Below are 21840 nucleotides of genomic sequence, written 5' to 3'. Positions count from 1 at the left end.
GGGAGGATCCGTACGGCGAGACGCCTACGGAAGAGACCCCGTGACCACCACTTTCGCCGACCTCGGCGTGCCCGCAGACCTGCTCACCGTCCTGAACGCCGAGCAGATCACCGTCCCCACCCCGATCCAGGCCGCCACGCTGCCCGACTCGCTCGCCGGCCGCGACGTGCTCGGCCGTGGCCGCACCGGCTCGGGCAAGACCTACGCCTTCGGCCTGCCGCTCGTCGCCCGCCTGATTGCCACGAAGGCGGGCCGCCCGGCCGCCCGCCGTCCGCGCGCGTTGGTGCTCGCGCCGACCCGTGAGCTCGCCACCCAGATCTCCGCGACGGTCACCCCGCTGGCGAAGGCCGTCGGCCTCAGCACCACCACCGTCTTCGGCGGCGTCGGCCAGAACCCCCAGGTCGCCGCGCTGCGCCAGGGCGTCGACATCCTCATCGCCTGCCCCGGCCGGCTCGAGGACCTGATCGGCCAGGGCCACTGCAACCTCGCCGACGTCCAGGTGACCGTGCTCGACGAGGCCGACCACATGGCCGACCTCGGCTTCCTGCCTGCCGTCCGGCGCCTGCTCGACCAGACGCCGAAGACCGGGCAGCGGATGCTCTTCTCGGCGACGCTCGACAACGCGATCGACGTCCTCGTGAAGCGCTACCTCGCCGACCCCGCCGTCCACGAGGCTGACTCGGCGCAGTCGCCGGTCGCCAAGATGGACCACCACGTGCTGCACATCGAGCGCGAGCAGCGGCTGCCCGTCCTGCTCGACCTGGTCAGCGCGCCCGGCCGCACGGTCGTCTTCACGCGCACCAAGCACGGCGCCAAGGCGCTGGCCCGCCAGCTCAACAAGAACGGCGTCCCCGCCGTCGACCTGCACGGCAACCTGAGCCAGGGTGCGCGCACGCGCAACATGGAGGCCTTCCACAGCGGTACGGCGACCACGCTCGTCGCCACCGACATCGCCGCGCGCGGCATCCACGTCGACGACGTCTCGCTCGTCGTCCACGCCGACCCGCCGGCCGAGCACAAGGCCTACCTGCACCGCTCGGGCCGCACCGCGCGTGCCGGCGCCGCGGGCACCGTCATCACGTTGATGACCAGCGACCAGCGCGGCGACGTCCGGGCGCTGACCCGCGCCGCGGGCATCACCCCGACCACCACCCGCATCGACGGTCCCGCGCACCCGGTGCTGCAGGACCTCGCGCCCGGCGAGCGGTCCCGCCCCGGCGGCATCGACCTGACCCCGGCACAGACGCAGACGCAGAGCCAGGGCGGCGGCAACGGGGGCGGCGGTCGCCGGCGTCCGGCCGGTCGCAAGCCCGCCGCGAAGAAGGCCGCGGCCGGCAAGCCGGCCGCCAAGAAGACCGCGTCGCCCGCGGGCCAGCGCTCGGGCGGCGGTCAGCGCACCGGCCAGGGACGCAGTCGCAACCGGCGCCGCGGCCCCGCCGCCTGATCGGGTTCGGGCTCAGCTCTCCCGACGCGCGCGCGGCTGACGGGCCGCGCGCGCCACGGCGGACTCGTACGCCGTGACCAGGCCGCCGACCGAGAGCGGCTTGAGCCGCTCCATGATCTCGCGGAAGTGCGCGGACTTGTCGGCGTCGTCGTAGAGCGGCGCGAGCTTGTCGTTGATGACCGCGTAGAGCTCCTTGGCCATCTGCTCGCCGTGCTCCTGGTAGACCGACGCCGCGGCGACCGCGACCTCGCGCGGGAAGCCGAGCTCGAGCAGCCGGATGCCGAGCGAGAGCTGGTTGGCCGCGACCAGGTACGACGTCCCGCGCACCCGCAGCACGCCGAGCGCCTGCAGGGTCGCGACGTCCTCCTCGGACAGCTCACGACCGGCCTTCTTGCGCAGCTGGGCGGCGTCCATCTCGACCGGCAGGTCGGACTGCCACGGCGCGAGCATGGTGCGCGCCAGCGCGATGTCCTCGGGGGTGGCGTCCTCGGGGATGCCGGCGACGTAGCGCTCGATCGCGGACAGCGTGAAGCCGTGGCTCTGCAGCTCGAGGACCAGCTCGATGCGCGCCACGTGGACGGCTGAGTAGTAGCCCAGCCGGCCGCGGCGGATCGGCGGCGGCACCAGGCCGCGCGAGGTGTAGAAGCGGACCGTCCGCACCGAGAGTCCGACCCGCTGGGTGAGCCCCTCGAGGGTGAGCAGGTCGCCCGCGCGTGCGTCGTGGGTCACATCGTCCGCCGGACCCTCGCTCTTGACCATGACAGTAATAGTGTCACAATCGTCGTGAGGAGTGTTCCTCCCGTGCGGCGCGCTCCGTCGATCGCCGTACACCCGCCATCAGGCACGACACCCAGACACATCGCTAGGACGGTCATGGCAGAAGCATTCGTGTACGACCACCTCCGGACGCCGCGCGGCCGGGGCAAGGCCAACGGCTCCCTCCACGAGGTGAAGCCGGTCGACCTCGCCGTCGGCCTCATCGACGCCGTTCGGGAGCGCAACCCGGGCCTCGACCCGAACCGCATCGACGACATCGTCCTCGGCGTCGTCTCGCCCATCGGCGACCAGGGTGGCGACATCGCCAAGACCGTCGCGATCGCCGCGGGCCTGCCCGACACCGTGGCCGGCGTCCAGCTCAACCGCTTCTGCGCGTCCGGCCTCGAGGCCGTCAACCAGGCCGCCGGCCGCGTGCGCGGCGGGTTCGAGGACCTGATCATCGCCGGTGGTGTCGAGTCGATGAGCCGCGTCCCGATGGGCTCCGACGGTGGCGCCTGGGCGTCCGACCCGGCCACCGCGTTCAAGGCGGGCTTCGTGCCGCAGGGCATCGGCGCCGACCTGATCGCGACGATCGAGGGCTGGAGCCGCCACGACGTCGACGCCTACGCCGCCGAGTCGCACCACCGTGCCGCCAAGGCGCAGGCCAACGGCTACTTCGACGGCGCGATCATCCCGGTCAAGGACATCAACGGCCTGACCATCCTCGACCGCGACGAGACCGTGCGTCCCGGCACCTCGGTCGAGGGCCTCGCCGGCCTCAAGCCGTCGTTCGCCCAGCTCGGCGCCGACGCCGGCTTCGACGACGTCGCCCTCGAGAAGTACCACTGGCTGGAGAAGATCGACCACGTCCACCACGCCGGCAACTCCTCCGGCATCGTCGACGGCTCCGCGCTGACCCTGATCGGCAACGAGCAGGTCGGCAAGGACCTCGGCCTCACTCCGCGCGCTCGGATCATCGCCACCGCGGTCTCCGGCGCCGACCCGATCATCATGCTGACCGGTCCCGCCCCGGCCGCGCGCAAGGCGCTGGCCAAGGCCGGCCTCGAGGTCGGCGACATCGACCTGTTCGAGATCAACGAGGCGTTCGCCGCGGTCGCCATGCGCTTCATGCGCGACATGGGCATCAGCCACGACATCACCAACGTCAACGGCGGCGCCATCGCGATGGGCCACCCGCTCGGCGCCACCGGCGCGATGATCCTCGGCACCCTGATCGACGAGCTCGAGCGGCGCGACCTGCGCCGCGGCCTCGCCACGCTCTGCGTCGGCGGCGGCATGGGCATCGCCACGATCGTCGAGCGCGTCTGAGCGCCGTACCGGACACCCGAGACTCAGGACAGGAACCACATTGAGCACCGACACCCAGCAGTCCGCGGTCCGCTACGAGCGCGACGCCGACGGCATCGTCACCCTCACCCTCGACGACCCCAACCAGAGCGCGAACACGATGAACGAGCTCTACCGGGAGTCGATGGCCGCCGCCGTCGAGCGCCTGTACGACGAGCAGGACGACATCACCGGCGTGGTCATCACCTCGGCGAAGAAGACCTTCTTCGCCGGTGGCGACCTCAAGCTGATGGTCCAGACCACCAAGGAGAACGCCGGCCAGGTGTTCGCCCAGTGCGAGAGCATCAAGGCGGCGCTGCGCCGGCTCGAGCTCTTCCCCAAGCCGGTCGTGGCCGCCATCAACGGCGCCGCGCTCGGCGGTGGCTACGAGATCACCCTCGCCACCCAGCACCGGATCCTCGTCAACGACCCGAAGATCAAGGTCGGCCTCCCCGAGGCGACCCTCGGCCTGCTGCCCGGCGGTGGCGGTGTCACCCGCGCCGTCCGCAAGTGGGGTCTGCAGACCGCGCTGATGGACGTGCTGCTCCAGGGCACGCAGTTCAACCCCGAGACCGCGCTCAAGAAGGGCGTCGTCGACGAGCTGGTCGCCACCCAGGACGAGCTGGTCCCCGCCGCGAAGGCGTGGATCAAGGCCAACCCCGACGCCGCGCTGTCGCCGTGGGACGCCCCCGGCTACAAGATGCCCGGCGGTACGCCGAAGTCGCCGGCCCTCGCCGGCTTCCTCCCGGCATTCCCGGCCCTGCTCCGCAAGCAGCTCAAGGGCGCCGACTACCCGGCCCCGCGGGCGATCCTCTCGGCCGCGGTCGAGGGCGCGCAGGTCGACTTCGACACCGCCTCGCGGATCGAGTCGCGCTACCTGACCAACCTGGTCGTCAACCAGGGCTCGAAGAACATGATCCAGGCGTTCTTCTTCGACCTGCAGGCGATCAACTCCGGCTCGCTGCGCCCGCAGGGCATCGCGCCCTTCAAGGCCACCAAGGTCGGCGTCCTGGGCGCCGGCATGATGGGCGCGGGCATCGCCTACGTCTGCGCGCGCGCCGGCATGGAGGTCGTCCTCAAGGACGTCGCCCTCGAGAACGCCGAGAAGGGCAAGGCCTACAGCCAGGGCATCAACGACAAGGCGATCTCGCGCGGCAAGCTGACCGAGGAGAAATCCCAGCAGCTGCTCGACCGGATCACCCCGACCGCCGACCCGGCCGACCTCGCCGGCTGCGACCTGGTCATCGAGGCCGTCTTCGAGGACCCGGCGCTCAAGGCCAAGGTGTTCGCCGAGATCCTGCCGCACGTCAACCCCGACGCGCTGCTGTGCTCCAACACCTCGACCCTGCCGATCACCGGTCTGGCCGAGGGCATCGAGGACGACGCGAAGCGGCCGAACTTCATCGGTCTGCACTTCTTCTCGCCCGTCGACAAGATGCCGCTGGTCGAGATCATCGCCGGCGAGGAGACCTCCGACGAGGCGCTCGCCAAGGCCTACGACGTCGTCCTGCAGATCCGCAAGACGCCGATCGTCGTCAACGACAGCCGCGGCTTCTACACCTCGCGCGTCATCGGCTACATGGTCAACGAGGGCATGGCGATGCTCGCCGAGGGCGTCGCGCCGTACTCCATCGAGCGGGCCACCACCTCGGCCGGCTACCCGGCGCCGGTGCTGCAGCTCTCCGACGAGCTCAACCTCGAGCTGATGGCGAAGATCGCGAAGGCGGCCGCCGAGGCCAACCCGGAGGTCCCGGTCCACCCGGGCCAGGCCGTGGTCGGCAAGATGATCGAGGCGGGGCGTGCGGGTCGCCTGCGCGGTGCGGGCTTCTACGACTACGAGGACGGCAAGCGCGGCTCGATCTGGGCCGGTCTCGCCGACCTCTTCCCGGTCGCGAAGGAGCAGCCGCCGATCGAGGACATCCGCGACCGGATGCTCTTCGCCGAGGCGCTCGAGACCGCGAAGACCTTCGAGGAGGGCGTCATCACCTCGGCGGCCGCCGCCAACATCGGCTCCATCATGGGCATCGGCTTCCCGCCCAACACCGGTGGCGCCGCGCAGTTCATGACCGGCTACCTCGACAAGGAGACCGGCGAGGTCGGGCTGACGGCCTTCCTCAAGCGCGCCGACGAGCTCGCCGCGAAGTACGGCGACCGCTTCCAGGCCACCCCCTGGCTGCGCGAGCTGGCGGCGTCGGGCGGCTCGTTCCCCGCATGACCTGCGGCTGAGGCCACGCCGGGCCGGTTCGAACGGAGGACTTCGTTCGGACCGGCCCGGTACGTTTCGGCACATGGAACGGCCGCGCCGCACGGTGCTCAGCGTGATCGTCGCGAGTCTCGTGCTGCTCGGGCTGCTCACCGGGGTGGGGGTGGTCGTCGTCTACGACAACTGGAACGGCAACATCGACCACCAGTCGCTCGACCGCCAGCTCAAGCACCGCCCGAAGAAGCACAACAAGGCGCTCAACATCCTGGTCCTGGGCGACGACACCCGCGCCGGCAAGGGCAACGGCATCGACGACCAGGTGGGTGGCGGAGGGTCCGACACGACCATCCTGTTCCACCTCTCGGCCGATCGGAGCTTCGCCTACGGCATCTCCATCCCGCGCGACACCGCGGTGAAGCGGCCCACCTGCTACCGCGAGGACGGCAGCGCGATCCCGGCCTCGACCGGGTGGGCGAAGTGGAACGACGCCTACGCCATCGGCGGGGCGGCGTGCACGATCCAGCAGCTCGAGCAGCTGACCGGCGTCCCCGTCGACCGCTATGTCGTCGTCGACTTCAACGGTCTCAAGACCATGGTCGACGCGCTCGGCGGGGTCGAGACCTGCCTGCCGGTCGCCATCGACTCCTACGGCATCCACCTGGCGGCCGGCACCCACCTGCTCGACGGCGCCCAGTCGCTGGCCTACGCGCGGGCGCGGCACGGCATCAGTGAGGGCGTCGACCCCTACCGCACCCGCCGCCAGCAGGCGCTCATCGGCGCGATGATCAGCAAGGCCCTGGGCAAGGACATGCTGGCCCGCCTCGACCGGCTGGTCGCCTTCGGCAATGCGGCGACCTCCTCGCTGCGGACCGACTTCAAGAACATCACGGCGATGGCGCGGGTGGCGTTGAGCGCACGGTCGATCGGCGCCGACAACATCAAGTTCGTCACCACCCCGTGGGTGTTCGACGACACCCGGGTCAGCGGCGGCGTCGCCTGGACCCCGGCGGTCGGCCGGCTGTGGCGGCTGGTGATCGACGACAAGCCGCTGACGCCGGAGTTCCTCGACCAGTCGATCAGCGCGGGCGAGTCGCCGACCGGGGCGGTCGTGCCGTCGGGCTCCCCGTCGGGCTCCCCCTCGGGCTCGCCGTCCGCGTCGGCGACGCAGTCCGGCGGCAGTGGTGGCAGTGGTGGCAGTGGCGGGCTGACGCCGGAGGAGCGCGCGAAGGCCGGACTCTGCTTCTGACGGGGCACCGCGGCTGACCGATCGGCCACACTTCGCCGCGATGTGGCGGCGTTCTCTGGCGCGCGCCGCCGCGGGCCAGCAGAGTGGGGTCCGTGACGGGGAGGGAGCCTTCGTCCACGGTCGCCACCGCGGTCGACGTCGCCGGGCTGCACGTGCGGTTCGGGACGGTCGAGGCGGTCGCGGGTGTGGACCTGCGGGCGGAGCCCGGGCAGGCGCTGGCGCTGCTCGGGCGCAATGGCGCGGGCAAGTCGACGACGATGCGGGTCCTGGCCGGCGTGGTGCCGCCGTCCGAGGGACGCGTCGAGGTCGCCGGGCATGACGTGCGCGCGGAGCCGCTCGAGGCGAAGAGGGTCGTGGGCTACTGCCCGGACGTCGGCGGGTTGGTGCCCCGCGCGACGCCCTGGGAGCACCTCCAGCTGAGCGCCCGGCTGCGTCGCCTCGACGGATGGGAGGCACGTGGCCGGGCGCTGCTCGAGCAGTTCGACCTCGGCGCGGTGGCGCATCGGGTGACCGCGGGCTTCAGCCACGGCATGGGCCGGCGGCTGAGCGTCGTCCTGGCGGCCCTGCACGAGCCGGAGGTGCTGCTGCTCGACGAGCCCTTCGACGGTGTCGACCCGCTGGGGGTCGAGGCGACCTTCGGCGTCATCGAGGACGCCCGCGCCCGCGGCGCCGGCGTCCTGGTCTCGACGCACCTGCGCGACCTGGCGGTCCAGGTCTGCGCCGAGGTCGCGGTGCTGCGCGGCGGTGTGCGGCTGGCGACGGTGTCGGCGGAGTTCATGACCGGCGACGAGGGCGCTCGTGCCTATCGCGCTCTCCTCGCCTGAGGCTCGATCCGAGGTACGCCGCGCGGTCGCGGACCTCCGGCACCTGCTGTGGTTCCGTGCCGCGACACTGCGTCGGCCGCGGGCGGTCCGCGTCGCACTGGCCGTGCTGGCGCTGGTGACGGTGGCCGCGGCGACCCTGCCGGCCAGGCTGATCGCGCCGGGTGAGCTCGACCGGCTGCTGCGACCGGGCCTGGTCGCCGTCGTCCTGGTGGGCGTCGGGGGCGCGATCGCCGGCGGCGGCGGGCGTGAGCTGCTGGCCCGCGACCCGGTGTCGGTGCATCCGATCAGCCCGGTGACCGACCACCTCGGGGCGCTGGTGCTGGCGCCGCTGAGCGCCGGCTGGCTGATCCAGACGTGGGGTCTGCTGGGTCTGGTGTCCGCGGTCGGCGGGCCGGGCGCGCTGCCGGTCGGGGTGGCCTGGGTGGTCGCCGCGACGACCCTGGCGCAGGCGATCGGGTGGACGGCGGAGTACCTGCGCCGCCGCCGGGTCCTGGCCTGGCTCGCGCTGCCCCTGATCGGTCTCGGCCTGGCGCCGGTCCCGCCGGTCCTGGCGGCGGTCGAGCACGGCGACGCGGTGCGACGCGCCCTGGTCGCCGTCCTGCTCGTCGCCGCCGCGGCGCTGCTGGTCGTCGTCGGCGCGGTGGTGGCGGTGGCGACCGCGCGCCGGATGCCGCGCGACGAGGCGCGGCGCGAGACGTCCCATCACGCGGTGCGCCCGCTGCCGTCGTCCGACCTCGCGATGCTGCGGCGGATCGACCGGGCGTCGGTGTGGCGGAGTGTTCCGCTGCGGCGCGGCACCGCGTTCCTCGCGCTGGCGCCGGGCGGCGTCGCGCTCGCCGGCGGGCTGGACTGGTCGATGCTGGCGCTGATGCCCGGGCTGGTGGCGTCCGGGTGCGTCCTGCTGTTCGGGGTGAACCTGTGGTGCCTCGACGGCCGTGGCCTGCTGTGGCGCGAGACGCTGCCGACCCGGCCGCGGACCGTGCTGCTCGCGCGGGCGTGGGTGCTCGTCGAGGTGCTGGTCGGCGGTGGGCTGCTCACCCTGGCGCTGGGCGCCGTCCGGGCCGGGCGGCCGACGGTGGCCGAGGCGGCGGCCGTCGTCCTGGCGCTCGTCGTGGTGGTCGCCCAGGCACTCTCGGCCGGCCTGCGCTGGTCGGCCGCCCATCCGCACGCGACCGAACTCCGTTCGGCGCGGGCCACGCCGGCGCCGCCGCTGCCGATGGTCGGGTACTCGATCCGGCTCGCCGTGGCGACGACGCTGACCGGGCTGCTGTTCGGCGGCCTGGGGGCAGCCGGACGGCTCGACCTGATGGTGCCGGCGGCGGTCGTCCTGGCGACGGCGTCGGCGGCCCGCGTCGTGCGTGCGGGCCGCCGCTGGTCCGATCCGGTACGACGGGCGGCAGTCGTCGCCGTCGTCGCGGGCTGAGGCCCTACGCCTCGACCAGCCCGCGCGCGACGAGCGCGGCCCCGCCGAGATAGCCCGCGAGCAGCGCCCGGGCGACCGCCCGCAGGTCGGCGTCGGTCGGCAGGAAGGTCGCCGTGTGCAGCGAGGTGTCGCCCTCGCTGCCGACGAACATCATGGTCGCCGGCATCCGCTCGGAGAAGAACGAGAAGTCGTCGGCCCCCAGCGAGCGCAGGTCGGTCGAGACCGGCATCTCCTGGGCGGCGAGCTGGGCGGCGACCACCTCGACCAGCCGCGGGTCGTTCTCGAGGACCGGCTCGCCGACGGTGATCATGACCTCGGCCTCGCAGTCGTGGGCGCGGGCGATGTTCTCCGACACCGCGACGATCCGCTCGTGCAGCAGTGCGCGGGTCTCCGACGACAGGGCGCGGATGGTGCCGGTCGCGCGGGCGACGTCCGGGACGACGTTGGCCGCCTGGCCCGCCTGGAAGGACGAGACGCCCACGACGGCCGAGCGCATCGGGTCGACCGAGCGGCTGACCACGCTCTGCAGCGCGACCACCGTCTCGGCGAGCGCGAGCAGCGGGTCGTCGGCCAGGTGCGGGTAGGCCGCGTGGCCGGACTCGCCGCGGACGACGATCTCGAACTCGTCGGACGAGGCGTTGACCCCGCCCGGCACGCAGGCGACGACGCCCGCGGGCAGCGCCGGCTGGAGGTGGGCGCCGATCATCACGGCGCAGTCCTCGGTGTCGAGGATGCCGTGCTCGGCGATGTCCTTGGCGCCCGAGGGATAGGTCTCCTCGCGCGGCTGGAGGACGACGAGCAGCGGCACCGGGACGCCGACCTCGTGGATCGTCCGGGCCACCGCGACGAGCGCGGCGAGGTGCACGTCGTGGCCGCAGGCGTGCATGACGCCGGGGTTCTGCGAGGCCCAGGGGACGCCGGTCCGCTCGGTCACCGGCAGCGCGTCCATCTCGCCGCGGATGCCGACGCACGGCCCGGGGCCGCCGAGCCGCAGCACGGCGCCGGTCTCGGCGACCTTGGTCGGCGTCGAGGTGCCGGGCAGCGCCTGCAGCACCAGGTCGCGGGTGAGGGACTCGTCGCCCGACAGGTCGGGAGACTGGTGGAGGGCGCGGCGCAGCACGGCCGCCTCGGCGAGGTGGCTGTCGAGCACCGCCCAGATGTCGCGCTCAGCCATGACGACCTCCGTAGACGCGCTCGGCGTTGTCGCGACCGACCAGCTGCGCGACCCGGACGGCGTCCGCGACGGACCACTCACCGGCACGCACCCAGCGGCCGAGGACCTCGGCCATCCCGCGGCGCCAGAGCACGGCGCCGAGCAGGTGCAGCTCGGACGGCCCCCAGGCGTCAGAGGAGTAGAGCAGCTTGCCGAAGGGCGCCAGCTCGAGCGCCTCGGCGAGCACCGCGGTGGACGCGGCGCCGGTGTAGTTCACCGCGAGGCCGACGTCGAAGTAGACGTGGGGGAACGCCTGGGCGAGGAAGCCCGCCTGGCGGTGGAAGGGATAGCAGTGCAGCAGCAGCACGTCGCTGCCCGACGGCTCGACCAGCCGCAGCCAGTCGGCGAGGAGGAGCGGGTCGCAGCGGCGCAGGTCGAGGTCGGGGTCGCCGAAGCCGGCGTGCAGCTGGAGCGGGAGGCCGGTGTCGATGCCGTGCCAGAGCAGCATCCGCAGCAGCACCGGGTCGTCGACGCGGGGGGCCGCGTCGTCGCGGTCGAGCTCGGCCAGCCAGCGGGACGACGCCGCGCGGACCTCGGCCGGCTCCGGCCGGCTCGGGTCGAACTCGAAGCCGTGCCGGTAGGCGATCACCGACTTCAGCCCGCTCGCGCCGGCCGTGGTCGTGGTGAGCGCGGCGAGGAAGCGGTCCTCGAGGTCGTCGGCGCCGCCCTCGCGGGCGACCGACTCGAGGACGGTCTCCAGTCGGACGATCTCCTCGACCGAGGCGCCCGGCACGCGGGCGCCGAAGGCGTCGAGGTCGACGAGCGCGTCGCCGCGGAAGCCGGTGTCGATGAGCCACCGGTCGACGCCGGCGGCGCCGAGCAGGCGGCGGTCGACCTCGTCGGTGGGCAGCGCGGCGCGAGCGGCGACGTAGTCTTCGATCGGGGCGTGGGGGGCGAGGCCGAGCAGCGGCGCGCAGTGCCGTCGTACGGCGAACGCGACCTGGCTGTCGAACGGCGAGGTGCCGACGGCCGCCGGGCGGTCGGACTCGGTCAGCAGGTCGCCGAACGCGGGCAGGTCGACCGGCTGGGCGAGGCAGGAGTGCACGTGGTGGTCGACCAGGCGCACCGAGGCGAGCGCCTCGGCGAGCTCGGGGTCGGGTGCGGGCTCAGTAGACATCGGCGAACCTCGCGCAGCGCTCGACGTCGTCGAGCTCGGCCACGGCGTCGAACTCGGCCCGCTTGACCGCGAGGTGCGTGTCGAGCAGCGCCGGGTCGAGCCAGCCGGTGACGACCTCGTCGGCGCGCAGGTCGTCGAGCGCCTCGACGAGGTCCTTGGGCAGCAGCGGGACGCCGGCCAGCTCGGCCTCGGTGACCGTCTCGGGCCAGATCGTGGGGTCGGGGTGGTCGCCGGTGATGCCGGCCAGGCCGGCCCGCACGAGCAGGCCGAGGACCAGCCACGGGTTGGCGGTCGCGTCGGCGGCGCGGAACTCGAGGTTGTACTGCCGCGACGGGTCGCCGCCGCCGACGGTGCTGGTGGGACAGATCCGCAGCAGCGCCTCGCGGTTGCGCTCGGCGAGGAAGACGCCGCCGGCGCTCCAGCGGTGCGGGGTGAGGCGCAGGTACGACACCGGGCTGGGCGCGGTGAACGCGAGCAGGGCCCGGGCATGGGCGAGGATGCCCGCCGCGAACCGGCGGCCGATGTCGCTCAGGCCGGCCTCGGCGCCGGCGTCGTAGAGCGCGGGCGTGCCGTCGGCGGTCTGCAGCGAGAGGTGCACGTGGACGCCGTTGCCGCTGCCGTCGGGGTGGGTGAGCGGCGCGAAGGTGACCGAGCGACCGTGGCGGCGGGCGAGGTCGCGGACCAGCTCCTTGACCAGCACCGCGCGGTCGGCGGCGACCAGGCCGGGGGCCGGCTCGAGGGTGATCTCGAACTGGTCGGCGCCGTACTCGGGCAGCCAGTTCTCCGGCTGCAGGCCGGTCTGCGCGAGCAGCGCGACGAGCTCGGAGCCGAAGGGCTCGACGCTGCGGTGCCGGGCGAAGGAGAAGGGCGCGGTCGGGGGCAGGCCGTCGACCATGAACTCGTGCTCGAAGGAGGCGGTGACCTCCAGGCCGGTGGCCGCGCGCAGGTCGTCGAGCGCGCGGCGGGCGAAGGTGCGCGGGCAGCAGGCCCACGGCGTGCCGTCGGGCTCGGTCTGGTCGGCGAGGACGAGGGAGACGGCCGGGTCGTCGCCGCGGGCCGGGATCTCGATCAGGGTCGAGGCGTCCGGCATCAGCTTGAGGTCGCCGGTCGAGCCGAAGACATTGGGCGCGATCGTGCCGAACGCCGTGATGGCGAGGTCGGCCGGCACCCAGCCGACGCCGCGCCGGAGCACGGACTCCGCCGCGGCCGCGGGGACCGAGCGTCCGCGCAGCTGGCCGGCAAGGTCGCTGGTCGCGACGAAGAGCGTCTGGTCGGTAGTCATCGTCCACCTTCTCGATCGGGAGCCGGGGGTGTGCGCCACCGGCATGCCAGAATGGAACACCCATTACAGGATTGGGTCAAGAGTCTGATTCTGCAATGTCTGTTACCAATCTGCCCTCGGTTCGATCATCCCATGCGGGGTGCGAGCGGGCTGGCACGGTCGTTACAAAAAGTTCTTCCGAGACTATTGCCGTAAGAAACGTTTCAGTCTTACGGTGATCCACGTCGCACCACGTCGAAGGAGTTTCCCGATGAGCAAGCGCATCCGCTTCCGCAACCTGGCGGAGGCCGAGAGGCTGGCCAAGCGGCGTCTGCCGCGGGCGGTCTGGCTGGCGGTGAAGGCCGGCAACGAGCAGGGCTGGACCCTGGACGAGAACATCCAGGCCTTCAACGAGCTGGGCTTCTCGCCCACCGTCTTCGACCGCCCCACCCGGATCGACACGAAGACCTCGCTGCTCGGGCTCGACATCGACTTCCCCGTCGTCATCTCCCCGGTCGGCGCCCAGGCGATCCACCCCGACGGCGAGGTGGGCGTGGCCCGCGCCGCCGCCCGTGCCGGTACGGCGGTCGGCCTCAGCTCGTGGGCCTCCGACCCGGTGCAGGACGTCGCCCGCGCCAACGACAAGACGATCTTCCAGCTCTACTGGGTCGGCACCAAGGCCGAGATCGAGGCCCGCGTCGAGGCGGCGCGCGCCGCCGGCGCGAAGGCGCTCATCGTCACCCTCGACTGGTCGCACACCCCGCGCCGCGACTGGGGCGTGCCGCCGGCCCCGCCGAGCGACATGAAGCTGCGCACCATGACCGAGCTGGCCCCCGAGGCGCTGTCGCGTCCGCTGTGGTTCGGCAGCTACCTGCGCCGCGGCCGGATCCCCGACCTGAAGGTGCCGAACCTGTTCGAGCTCGACGGGTCGACGCCGTACTTCGGGGCGGCGTGGTCGCGCTTCGAGGAGACCCCGGCCCCGACCTGGGACGACGTCAAGTGGCTGCGCGAGCTGTGGGGCGGCCCGTTCATGGTCAAGGGCATCAACACGATCAAGGACGCCAAGCTCTGTGTCGACCTCGGCGCCGACGCGATCGGGGTCTCCAACCACGGCGGCAACAACATCGACGGCAGCCCGTCGCCGCTGCGCTACCTCCCGAGCATCGTCGACGCCGTCGGCGACCAGGTCGAGGTGACGCTCGACGGCGGCATCCGCCGCGGCTCCGACGTGGTCAAGGCGCTCGCGCTCGGCGCCCGCGCGGTCTTCGTCGGCCGGGCCTTCCTCTACGGCCTCGCGGTCAACGGCGAGGACGGCGTCCACGAGGTCCTGCAGATCCTGCGCAGTGGCATCCGGGAGACGATGTTCGGGATCGGTCGCAGCTCGATCGGCGAGCTCAGCCGCGAGGACCTGATGGTGCTCAACCCGCACTTCTTCGTCCCGCCGGCGAGCTGAACCGCATCACCCCCAGGGACACGGAGAGGGAGAGGAAGCAGATGGCACGGATCATCGTCGTCGGAGCCGGCAGCGCCGGCTGCGTCGTCGCCGCGCGGCTCGCCGAGGAGCACGAGGTCGAGCTGATCGAGGCCGGACCCGACTGGGCCGGCACCGCCACCGGGGGCCAGCTCGCGTCCGCGAACTGGATGGACGCGATGGCCTCGCCCGAGGCCTTCGACCCCGGCCTGGTCGCCACCCGGCTGACCGGCGACGCGCCGCGGCAGTACCACCGCGGCCGCGGGGTCGGCGGCTCCTCGTCGGTCAACGCGATGCTCGCGCTGCCCGGCCTGCCCCGCGACTACGACCGCTGGGCCGAGCACTACGGTCTCGACGACTGGTCGTGGGAGTCGGTCGCCCCGACCTTCGCCCGGCTGGCCGGCGACCTGGTCGCCACCTCCGTCGACGACTACACCCCGATGGACAAGGCGCTCGTCGACGCGGCCGGCGCGCTCGGCATGGCGACCGGCGTCGACACGCTCACCCCGCACGACGGCGGCGGCACGCTGTGGCGCAACGCCGACGCGCTCGGCCGCCGCTCCAGCGCGGAGGTCTACCTCCGCCCCGCCCTCGAGCGCGGCGCGGTCACCCTGCGCACCGGCGCGAAGGTCGACCGGCTGCTGCGCGAGGGCGACGCGGTCGTCGGCGTCGTCCTGCTCGACGGCACCCGGCTGTACGCCGACGAGGTCGTCCTCGCCGCCGGCGCGATCGAGACGCCCGCGATCCTGCTGCGCAGCGGCTGCGAGCGCCCCGGCGTCGGCAAGGGACTGCAGGACCACCCGGCCGCCTCCGTGCTGCTCGCGCTGCGCCCCGGTGCCCGCGCGGTCCGCGAGGGGCAGCCGTGCATCAACGCCGTCGTCCGGACGTCGTCCAGCGTCGAGGAGGGCGACATCCACATCCTGCCGATGCAGGGCGCGCTCTCGGAGTCGACGCCCGCGCACCACGCCGTGGTGATGGCCGCGGTGATGACGGTGACGTCGACCGGCGAGGTCCGGCTCGACCCCGACGACCCGACCGGCCCGCCGGTCATCGCCGAGCGGATGCTGACGACCGAGCGCGACCGCCAGGTCATGCGCGAGGCCGTCGACGTCGCCCGCCGGCTGCTGGAGACCGCGCCCTTCCAGGAGATCGTCGAGGAGGCCTTCATCGACGCCGCCGGCACGCCGGTCTCGGCGCTCGACGACCCGGCCGCCTACGAGGCCTGGCTGACGTCGTCCATCGGCGACTACTTCCACGCCGTCGGCACCGCCCGGATGGGCCGCGCCGACGACCCCGGCGCCGTCGTCGACCAGCGCGGCCGGGTCCACGGACTCGCCCACGTGCGGGTGATCGACTGCTCGGTCATCCCCGAGGTCCCCGCCGCCAACACCCACCTCCCCGTCGTGATGGTGGCCGAGCGGCTCAGCGCCGCCCTGCTCGCCGACCTCGTCCCGTCCCTCTCCGAAGGAGCCGACCGTGTCCACCATGTCTGAGCCCGCCACCGACCAGGCCGCGACCTGGCGTCGATCCGAGGCCGTCGTACCGCGGGGCGTGTCGTCGGGTCACCGCGTCGGCTGGAAGCAGGTCTTCGTCCGGACCCACGGCGCCTACGTCTGGGACCAGGAGGGCCGGCAGTACGTCGACTACCTCAACGCCTGGGGCCCGATCGTGCTCGGTCACAGCGATCGTCGGGTCAACGAGGCCGTCTTCGACGCCGTCAACAACTGCGACCTGACCGGCGTCGGCCCGCAGGCCGGCGAGGCCGAGCTGGCCGAGCGGATCTGCGCAGTGATGCCGTCGGCCGACAAGGTCGCCTTCTGCACCTCCGGCACCGACGCGACGATGCACGCCGTCCACGTCGCCCGCGCGGCCACCGGTCGGCTCAAGGTCCTCAAGTTCCACGGCTCCTACCACGGCTGGAACGACCACGTCGCCGTCGGCAGCTCCCGCAAGGACCTCAGCGAGACCTCCGCGCTCAACACCCCCAACGGCGGCGGGCTCCACCCGGCCGTCGTCGCCGACGTCGTCGTCGTCGAGTGGAACGACGCGGCCGGCCTGCGCGCCGCCTTCGACGAGTACGGCGACCAGCTGGCCGCCGCGTTCACCGAGGGCTACGTCCACAGCTTCGGCTGCGTGCCCGCCGCGCCCGGCTTCCTCGAGCTGCTCCGCGAGCTGTGCACGAAGAACGGCGTCGTCATGGTCATGGACGAGGTCAAGACCGGCTTCCGCGCGGCCCTCGGCGGCTACCAGTCGATCTGCGGCGTCACGCCCGACCTCACCGCCTTCGGCAAGGCCGTCGCCAACGGCTACTCGCTCGCCGGCCTCGCCGGGATCGACGCGCTGATGGGCCACCTGGGCGCCTACAGCAAGACCGAGGCGACGATCGACGGCACCTACAACGCATCGCCGTACGCACTCGCCGCGGGCAACAAGACCATGGAGATCATGGAGAGCGACGACGTCTTCGGCACGCTCTACGCCCGCGGCGAGCAGATGCGCACCGGCATCGCGGCCGCGATCGCCGAGACCGGCGCTCCGGCGACCGTGACCGGTATCGGCTCCGAGTGGTGCGTCTACTTCCGGCCGGAGCTCCCCACCAACTTCCGCGAGGCGATGCAGTCCGACGCGGAGATGTACGGGCGTTACCACGCCTCCCTGCTCGCGCAGGGTGTCCTCGAGCCGGCGTTCCCCACCGGGGACCGCCGCCTCAACGCGGCCACCACCGAGGCCGACGTCGCCACGACCATCGAGTGCGTCCGGGTCGCACTGCGGGCGGCCGTCTCCTAGGCCCTCCCCGCCCCGCTCCACCCCTCCACCCGCACCTCCTCACACCCTAGGTAGGACCCATGCTTGGTTTCGCGCGCCCTTTTTCGGGCCGGAAGGCCCTGGTGGCGGCTGCTGTCGCGCCGCTCGTCCTGACTGCTGCCTGCGGCGGCGGCTCCGACGCCTCGAGCGGCGGTGACCAGCTCGTCATCGGCTTCGCCCTCAGCCAGAGCGGCAACATGGCGCCGTTCGACGTCGAGCCCGGCAACGCCGCGCTGCTCCGGATCAAGGAGATCAACGACAACGGCGGCATCAACGGCAAGAAGATCAAGGTCATCAGCAAGGACGTCCGCTCCAACCCCGACACCGTCGGCACCGCGGCCACCGAGCTGATCGCCGAGGGCATCAACCTGCTGGTCACCCCCTGCGACTTCGACCTCAGCGCCCCCGGCGCCTCGGTCGCCCAGGCCTCGAAGATCCCGTCGGTCTCCATCTGCGCGGGCGACCCCAAGATGGCCGACACCAAGACGCTCGGCGACTACGTCTTCTCCGCCAACGCGGGCAGCGACGTCGAGGGCTCCTCGGGCGCCGAGTGGGCCTACAACAAGGGCTGGCACACGGCGTACGTGCTGCAGGACGAGAGCATCGAGTACACCAAGTCGGCCGGGCGCTACTTCCAGGCGAAGTTCAAGGAGCTCGGCGGCAAGATCGTCGGCGACGACGCCTTCCCCGGCGGCGACAACGTCAACATCAGCAGCCAGGCGAGCCGGCTCAAGAGCCTGGCCACCAAGCCCGACTTCGTCTACGTCGCCAGCTGGAACCCCGGCGGCGCCACGGCGATCCGCCAGCTCCGCGAGGCCGGCGTGACCGTCCCGATCGTCGGCCCCGCGGCCCTCGACGGCCAGGTGCTGCTCGACGTCGTCGGCGAGAAGGCCAGCGACATCTACTACACCGGCTTCGCCTGCTACGTGTACTGCAAGGGCGCCGACTCGGCCGACCTCGACGCCTTCGTCAAGGACTACCAGGGCGAGTACAAGGCCACCCCGTCGTCCGGCTACGCGCTGCTCGGCTACAACATGGTCTCCGCGATCGCCGACGCCGCCGAGAAGGCGAAGTCGTTCTCCGGCGGCGACCTGAAGTCGGCACTCGAGGCCGACGGCTCGGTGAAGACGCCGATCGGCGACGTCGCCTACTTCTCCACGTCCTGCCACAAGATCATCGACATGCCGATGACCGTCGTCCAGGTCGCCAACGGCGCCATGACGTTCGCCGGACAGCAGCGCGTCGACTCCATCCCGGACGTCGGCGACGGAAACTCCTGCGCGTCATGAGCACCGTCACCCAGCTCTCCCGTCGGCCGTCCGTCCTGCGGATGGCCGACGGGGGGATCCACTTCGACGGCGTCAAGGCCGTCGACGGGGTCTCGATCGAGGTCCGCAGCGGCGAGGTGCTCGGGCTGATCGGGCCGAACGGCTCGGGCAAGACGAGCACGCTCAACCTGCTCAGCGGGATGCTGCGGGCCACGTCCGGGTCGATCTGGCTCGACGACGAGAACCTGACCCGGCACTCGATGCGGCAGCGCGCCCGGAAGGGCGTCGTGCGGACCTTCCAGAGCGGGCGCGTGTTCGGCCGGCTCACGGTCCGCGAGAACGTCGAGGCCGCGGCCCTCGGCGCCGGGATGCGGCGCGGCGCCGCGCGGGAGCTCACCGAGGAGATCCTCGAGGAGCTCCAGCTCGAGGGCGTCGCCGAGGACCGGGCCGAGCAGCTCACCGCCGGCCGGGTCCGCACCACGGCGATCGCCCGGGCGCTCGCCGCCCGGCCCCGCTTCCTGCTCCTCGACGAGCCGGCCGCGGGCCAGAACGAGACCGAGGCGGTCGAGCTCATCACCGCGATCCGCGGCTTCGCGCAGCGGCGCGCGTGCGGCGTCCTGCTCGTCGAGCACGACATGTCCGTGGTGATGGGCACCTGCGACCGGCTGCACGTCCTCGACAGCGGCCGGACCGTCATCGAGGGCGAGCCGGCGGCCGTGCGCTCCGATCCCCAGGTCATCGAGATCTACTTCGGAAAGCGACACTGACATGGTCCTGCGCATCGAGGACGTCCACCTGCAGTACGGCTCCTCCGTCCGAGCCGTGCAGGGCTGCTCGCTGAGCGTCGGCGAGGGCGAGCTGGTCTCGCTCATCGGCCAGAACGGCGCCGGCAAGAGCACCCTGGTCAAGGCGATCATGGGCGAGGTGCCCGTGGCGTCCGGCTCGATCACCGTCGACGGGACGTCGGTGTCGAGCAAGTCGTACTCCACGATCCGCGCGGGCGTCTCGCACGTCCCCGAGAGCCGGGGCATCTTCGCCAGCCTGAGTGTGGGCGAGAACCTGCGGCTGGGCGCGGTGACCCGCAAGGACAAGGCTCAGGTCGCGGCCGACATCGAGCGCGAGCTCGAGCGGTTCCCGATCCTGCGCACCTACTGGAACCGGGGCGCCAGCCTGCTCTCCGGCGGTGAGCAGCAGCAGCTCGCGATCGCGCGGGCGCTGCTCCTCAACCCCCGGATCCTGCTGCTCGACGAGCCGACCCTGGGCCTGGCGCCCATCGTCGTCGACCTGATCTTCGACGTCGTCGTCGCGCTGCGCGAGCAGGGCATGACGATCCTGCTCGTCGAGCAGAACGCCGTCCGCTCGCTCGAGGTCTCCGACCGCTCCTATGTGCTGCAGGCGCCCGGTCGGGTGCTCGGCAGCGGGACCGCGGCCGAGCTCGGCCGGATCCCGGCCGTCGTGGAGTACCTCGGCTTCTCTCCTGCCGAAGTGGGTGTCACCCGATGATCCTCGAGTTCCTGATCAACGCGATCGGGCTGGGCGCGCTCTACGCCCTGCTCACGATCGGCGTCGCGCTGCTGTTCGGCGTCCTGGGCCTGATGAACTTCGCGTACGGCGAGCTCATCCTCGCCGGCGCCTTCGCGATGTACCTGTTCCGCGACCAGCCCTGGCCGTTCGCGCTGCTGATGGCGATCGTGTTCGCCGTCGTGGTGGCGCTGGTCAGCGAGCGGCTCGCCTTCCACCCGCTGCGCAACGCCGACCCGGTGACGCTGATGATCGCGTCCTTCGCGGTCAGCCTCGCGCTGCAGAGCCTGGCCCGGATGACCGTGCTGCCCCGCACCCGCGGCGTCCCGCCCGAGCGCTTCCTCTCCCACCGGGTGAGCATCCTCGGCGCCGACGTCAGCGTGCTCGACCTGGTCACCCTCGTGCTGTGCGGCGTGATGCTGCTCGTCGTGGCGTGGCTGATGGGCCGCACCAGCCTGGGCATCCAGCTGCGGGCCGCGGCCGAGGACTTCCGGATGGCCGCGAGCCTCGGCGTGAAGGCCAACCTGGTCATCCCCGCCGCGTTCGTCATCGTCGGCGTGCTGTCGGCGATCGGCGGCGCGGTGCTGGTCGCCCGGCAGGGCTCGATCGGCGCGGACATGGGTCTGCAGCCGATGCTGATCGGCGTCGTCGGCGCCGTACTCGGGGGGATGAGCAGCCTCAAGGGCGCCGCGCTCGGCGGCTTCCTCCTCGGCGCGGCCACGGCGCTGCTCGAGTCGCTGCTGCCGACCGACCTGATCGCGTTCCGCGACGCCTTCCTCTTCTCGGCGCTGATCGCGGTGCTCGTCGTCCGGCCCCAGGGCCTCCTCTCCGGCGCGAAGGTGCGTGTCTCGTGAAGAATCGGAACCGGCTCCTCGACGCGGTGCAGACGCCCGCGATCCTCATCGGCCTCGTCCTCCTGGCCGCCGTCGTCGGCGCCACGGGCGACGTCACGACCGCGCGAGTGGCGACGCTCGCGCTGGTCTCGGTCGTCTTCGTCACCGGCCTGTCGGTGTTCTCCGGCAACTCGGGCGTGATGTCCTTCGGGCACGTCATGTTCATGGCCGCCGGGGCGTACACGACGGCGTACCTGACCATCCCGGTGCCGCTGAAGAAGACCCTCTTCTCGTCGCTGCCCGGCTGGCTGTCGTGGCTGGCCGACGTGCACAGCAGCTTCCCGGTGGCGCTGGTGCTCGGCGGCCTGGTGGCTGCCGTGGTCGGTGTGGTGACGGCGCCGGTCGTGGCGCGGCTGAGCGGCCTGCAGTCGGGCATCGCGACGCTGGCGATGCTGCTCATCACCTACAACATCCTCAACAGCTGGACCGAGGTCACCCGCGGCTCGTCGAGCATGATCGGCATCCCCCGCGGTACGACGACCTGGTGGGCGTTCGGCATCGCCGCGCTCGCCGTCCTGGTGGCGTGGGGCTATCGCTGCTCGCGCAGCGGCCTCCAGCTGCGCGCCTCCCGCGAGGACTTCTGGGCCGCGCAGGCCTCCGGCATCGCCGTCGGCCGCCACCGCGCGACCGCCTGGGTGCTCAGCGCCTTCCTCTGCGGCCTGTCCGGCGCGCTGTACGCCGGCTTCCTCACCTCGTTCAACGTCAACGGCTTCTTCCTGACCGCGACCTTCTCCTTCGTGGTGATGATCGTGCTCGGCGGCTACCTCTCGCTCAGCGGCGCCGTCGTCGGCGCGCTCGCCGTGAGCGCGCTGCAGGAGGTGCTCCGGCGGTTCCAGGACGGGCAGTTCACCGGCGGCAACGAGCTGCCGGCCGGCGTCGCCGACCTGATCGTGGCGGCGGTGCTGCTGGTCGTGCTGGTGAAGGCGCCGTACGGGTTGATGGGCGTGCGGGAGCTGCGGCTGCCGCGGCGGCGGGCTCGGCTCGCGGCGCGGGCCGGGGCTGACGCGCGGGCGGAGGAGCCGGTCGGCGTCTCCTGAGCTCGCTGTGC

18 protein-coding genes are annotated in these 21840 nt (G+C 72.5%); 14 read left to right on the top strand and 4 right to left on the bottom strand.

What is annotated here, in order from left to right:
• Positions 1 to 40: 40 nt before the first annotated feature.
• Positions 41 to 1444 carry a DEAD/DEAH box helicase gene (locus AB4880_RS17730; protein WP_367920552.1) on the top strand — a complete coding sequence of 468 codons (1404 nt, stop codon included), beginning with the start codon at positions 41 to 43 and terminating at the stop codon, positions 1442 to 1444.
• Between the two features lie 12 nt (positions 1445 to 1456).
• Here the strand turns inward: AB4880_RS17730 and AB4880_RS17725 are convergent, their stop codons facing one another.
• Positions 1457 to 2203, bottom strand: a complete 747-nt coding sequence (locus tag AB4880_RS17725; protein ID WP_367920551.1) for a MerR family transcriptional regulator — start codon at positions 2201 to 2203, stop codon at positions 1457 to 1459.
• A gap of 114 nt (positions 2204 to 2317) precedes the next feature.
• Here AB4880_RS17725 and AB4880_RS17720 point away from each other — a divergent pair, with 114 nt between their 5' ends.
• The 5 genes from AB4880_RS17720 to AB4880_RS17700 all read left to right on the top strand — a co-directional run bounded on the left by AB4880_RS17720 (position 2318) and on the right by AB4880_RS17700 (position 9243).
• On the top strand, positions 2318 to 3529 hold the full coding sequence (locus AB4880_RS17720; protein WP_367920550.1) for an acetyl-CoA C-acetyltransferase: 1212 nt from the start codon (positions 2318 to 2320) through the stop codon (positions 3527 to 3529).
• Positions 3530 to 3569: 40 nt separating this feature from the next.
• A complete protein-coding gene (locus AB4880_RS17715) occupies positions 3570 to 5762 on the top strand; it encodes a 3-hydroxyacyl-CoA dehydrogenase NAD-binding domain-containing protein (protein WP_367920549.1) in 2193 nt (730 codons plus the stop codon).
• 73 nt (positions 5763 to 5835) lie between these two features.
• A complete protein-coding gene (locus AB4880_RS17710) occupies positions 5836 to 6996 on the top strand; it encodes an LCP family protein (RefSeq protein ID WP_367920548.1) in 1161 nt (386 codons plus the stop codon).
• Between the two features lie 92 nt (positions 6997 to 7088).
• Positions 7089 to 7820, top strand: coding sequence for an ABC transporter ATP-binding protein (locus AB4880_RS17705; RefSeq protein WP_367920547.1), 732 nt, complete (start codon positions 7089 to 7091; stop codon positions 7818 to 7820).
• Positions 7795 to 9243, top strand: coding sequence for a hypothetical protein (locus AB4880_RS17700; RefSeq protein WP_367920546.1), 1449 nt, complete (start codon positions 7795 to 7797; stop codon positions 9241 to 9243). Before AB4880_RS17705 ends, AB4880_RS17700 begins: the two co-directional genes overlap by 26 nt.
• Positions 9244 to 9247: 4 nt before the next feature.
• On the opposite strand, the gene AB4880_RS17695 is transcribed toward AB4880_RS17700, so the two are convergent.
• Genes AB4880_RS17695 through AB4880_RS17685 form a run of 3 tightly spaced genes read right to left on the bottom strand, consistent with a single transcriptional unit; the run spans position 9248 to position 12855 of the window.
• The gene (locus AB4880_RS17695; RefSeq protein ID WP_367920545.1) at positions 9248 to 10417 is read right to left on the bottom strand and encodes a M20 metallopeptidase family protein; all 1170 of its coding nucleotides are present in this window, start codon (positions 10415 to 10417) and stop codon (positions 9248 to 9250) included.
• Positions 10410 to 11573: an amidohydrolase family protein gene (locus AB4880_RS17690; protein ID WP_367920544.1), complete on the bottom strand. Its 1164-nt coding sequence runs from the start codon at positions 11571 to 11573 to the stop codon at positions 10410 to 10412. Before AB4880_RS17690 ends, AB4880_RS17695 begins: the two co-directional genes overlap by 8 nt.
• A complete protein-coding gene (locus tag AB4880_RS17685) occupies positions 11563 to 12855 on the bottom strand; it encodes a glutamine synthetase family protein (protein WP_367920543.1) in 1293 nt (430 codons plus the stop codon). Before AB4880_RS17685 ends, AB4880_RS17690 begins: the two co-directional genes overlap by 11 nt.
• 250 nt (positions 12856 to 13105) lie before the next feature.
• Here AB4880_RS17685 and mftD point away from each other — a divergent pair, with 250 nt between their 5' ends.
• From mftD to AB4880_RS17645, 8 genes are all read left to right on the top strand, one after another.
• Positions 13106 to 14287 carry a pre-mycofactocin synthase MftD gene (gene mftD / locus AB4880_RS17680; protein ID WP_367920542.1) on the top strand — a complete coding sequence of 394 codons (1182 nt, stop codon included), beginning with the start codon at positions 13106 to 13108 and terminating at the stop codon, positions 14285 to 14287.
• Positions 14288 to 14328: 41 nt separating this feature from the next.
• Entirely contained in the window at positions 14329 to 15798 is a 1470-nt protein-coding gene (locus tag AB4880_RS17675; RefSeq protein ID WP_367920541.1) for a GMC family oxidoreductase, read from the top strand.
• The gene (locus AB4880_RS17670) at positions 15791 to 17092 is read left to right on the top strand and encodes an aspartate aminotransferase family protein (RefSeq protein WP_367920560.1); all 1302 of its coding nucleotides are present in this window, start codon (positions 15791 to 15793) and stop codon (positions 17090 to 17092) included. The genes AB4880_RS17675 and AB4880_RS17670 overlap by 8 nt, the downstream gene beginning before the upstream one ends.
• A gap of 101 nt (positions 17093 to 17193) precedes the next feature.
• Positions 17194 to 18399: an ABC transporter substrate-binding protein gene (locus AB4880_RS17665; protein ID WP_367920540.1), complete on the top strand. Its 1206-nt coding sequence runs from the start codon at positions 17194 to 17196 to the stop codon at positions 18397 to 18399.
• Positions 18396 to 19145: an ABC transporter ATP-binding protein gene (locus AB4880_RS17660; RefSeq protein ID WP_367920539.1), complete on the top strand. Its 750-nt coding sequence runs from the start codon at positions 18396 to 18398 to the stop codon at positions 19143 to 19145. The genes AB4880_RS17665 and AB4880_RS17660 overlap by 4 nt, the downstream gene beginning before the upstream one ends.
• A gap of 1 nt (position 19146) precedes the next feature.
• Positions 19147 to 19881 (top strand): ABC transporter ATP-binding protein, encoded by a 735-nt coding sequence (locus AB4880_RS17655; protein ID WP_367920538.1) that lies wholly within the window; start codon positions 19147 to 19149, stop codon positions 19879 to 19881.
• Complete coding sequence (locus tag AB4880_RS17650; protein ID WP_367920537.1) at positions 19878 to 20753, top strand: branched-chain amino acid ABC transporter permease; 876 nt, start codon at positions 19878 to 19880, stop codon at positions 20751 to 20753. The genes AB4880_RS17655 and AB4880_RS17650 overlap by 4 nt, the downstream gene beginning before the upstream one ends.
• A complete protein-coding gene (locus AB4880_RS17645) occupies positions 20750 to 21829 on the top strand; it encodes a branched-chain amino acid ABC transporter permease (RefSeq protein WP_367920536.1) in 1080 nt (359 codons plus the stop codon). Before AB4880_RS17650 ends, AB4880_RS17645 begins: the two co-directional genes overlap by 4 nt.
• Positions 21830 to 21840 lie beyond the last annotated feature (11 nt).

This window comes from Nocardioides ginsengisoli (assembly GCF_039537225.1).
GTDB classification, from domain to species: Bacteria; Actinomycetota; Actinomycetes; order Propionibacteriales; family Nocardioidaceae; genus Nocardioides; species Nocardioides ginsengisoli.
The sequence above is the reverse complement of the archived record's forward strand: the minus strand, read 5'-3'. Positions and strand labels throughout refer to the sequence as shown.

Bases quoted from the DNA above. Each gene is read 5' to 3' on its own strand.
- AB4880_RS17725 (WP_367920551.1), bottom strand. From the start codon at position 2,203: ATGGTCAAGAGCGAGGGTCCGGCGGACGATGTGACCCACGACGCACGC.
- AB4880_RS17720 (WP_367920550.1), top strand. From the start codon at position 2,318: ATGGCAGAAGCATTCGTGTACGACCACCTCCGGACGCCGCGCGGCCGG.
- AB4880_RS17710 (WP_367920548.1), top strand. From the start codon at position 5,836: ATGGAACGGCCGCGCCGCACGGTGCTCAGCGTGATCGTCGCGAGTCTC.
- AB4880_RS17695 (WP_367920545.1), bottom strand. From the start codon at position 10,417: ATGGCTGAGCGCGACATCTGGGCGGTGCTCGACAGCCACCTCGCCGAG.
- AB4880_RS17690 (WP_367920544.1), bottom strand. From the start codon at position 11,573: ATGTCTACTGAGCCCGCACCCGACCCCGAGCTCGCCGAGGCGCTCGCC.
- AB4880_RS17685 (WP_367920543.1), bottom strand. From the start codon at position 12,855: ATGACTACCGACCAGACGCTCTTCGTCGCGACCAGCGACCTTGCCGGC.
- mftD (WP_367920542.1), top strand. From the start codon at position 13,106: ATGAGCAAGCGCATCCGCTTCCGCAACCTGGCGGAGGCCGAGAGGCTG.
- AB4880_RS17675 (WP_367920541.1), top strand. From the start codon at position 14,329: ATGGCACGGATCATCGTCGTCGGAGCCGGCAGCGCCGGCTGCGTCGTC.
- AB4880_RS17670 (WP_367920560.1), top strand. From the start codon at position 15,791: ATGTCTGAGCCCGCCACCGACCAGGCCGCGACCTGGCGTCGATCCGAG.
- AB4880_RS17660 (WP_367920539.1), top strand. From the start codon at position 18,396: ATGAGCACCGTCACCCAGCTCTCCCGTCGGCCGTCCGTCCTGCGGATG.
- AB4880_RS17655 (WP_367920538.1), top strand. From the start codon at position 19,147: ATGGTCCTGCGCATCGAGGACGTCCACCTGCAGTACGGCTCCTCCGTC.
- AB4880_RS17650 (WP_367920537.1), top strand. From the start codon at position 19,878: ATGATCCTCGAGTTCCTGATCAACGCGATCGGGCTGGGCGCGCTCTAC.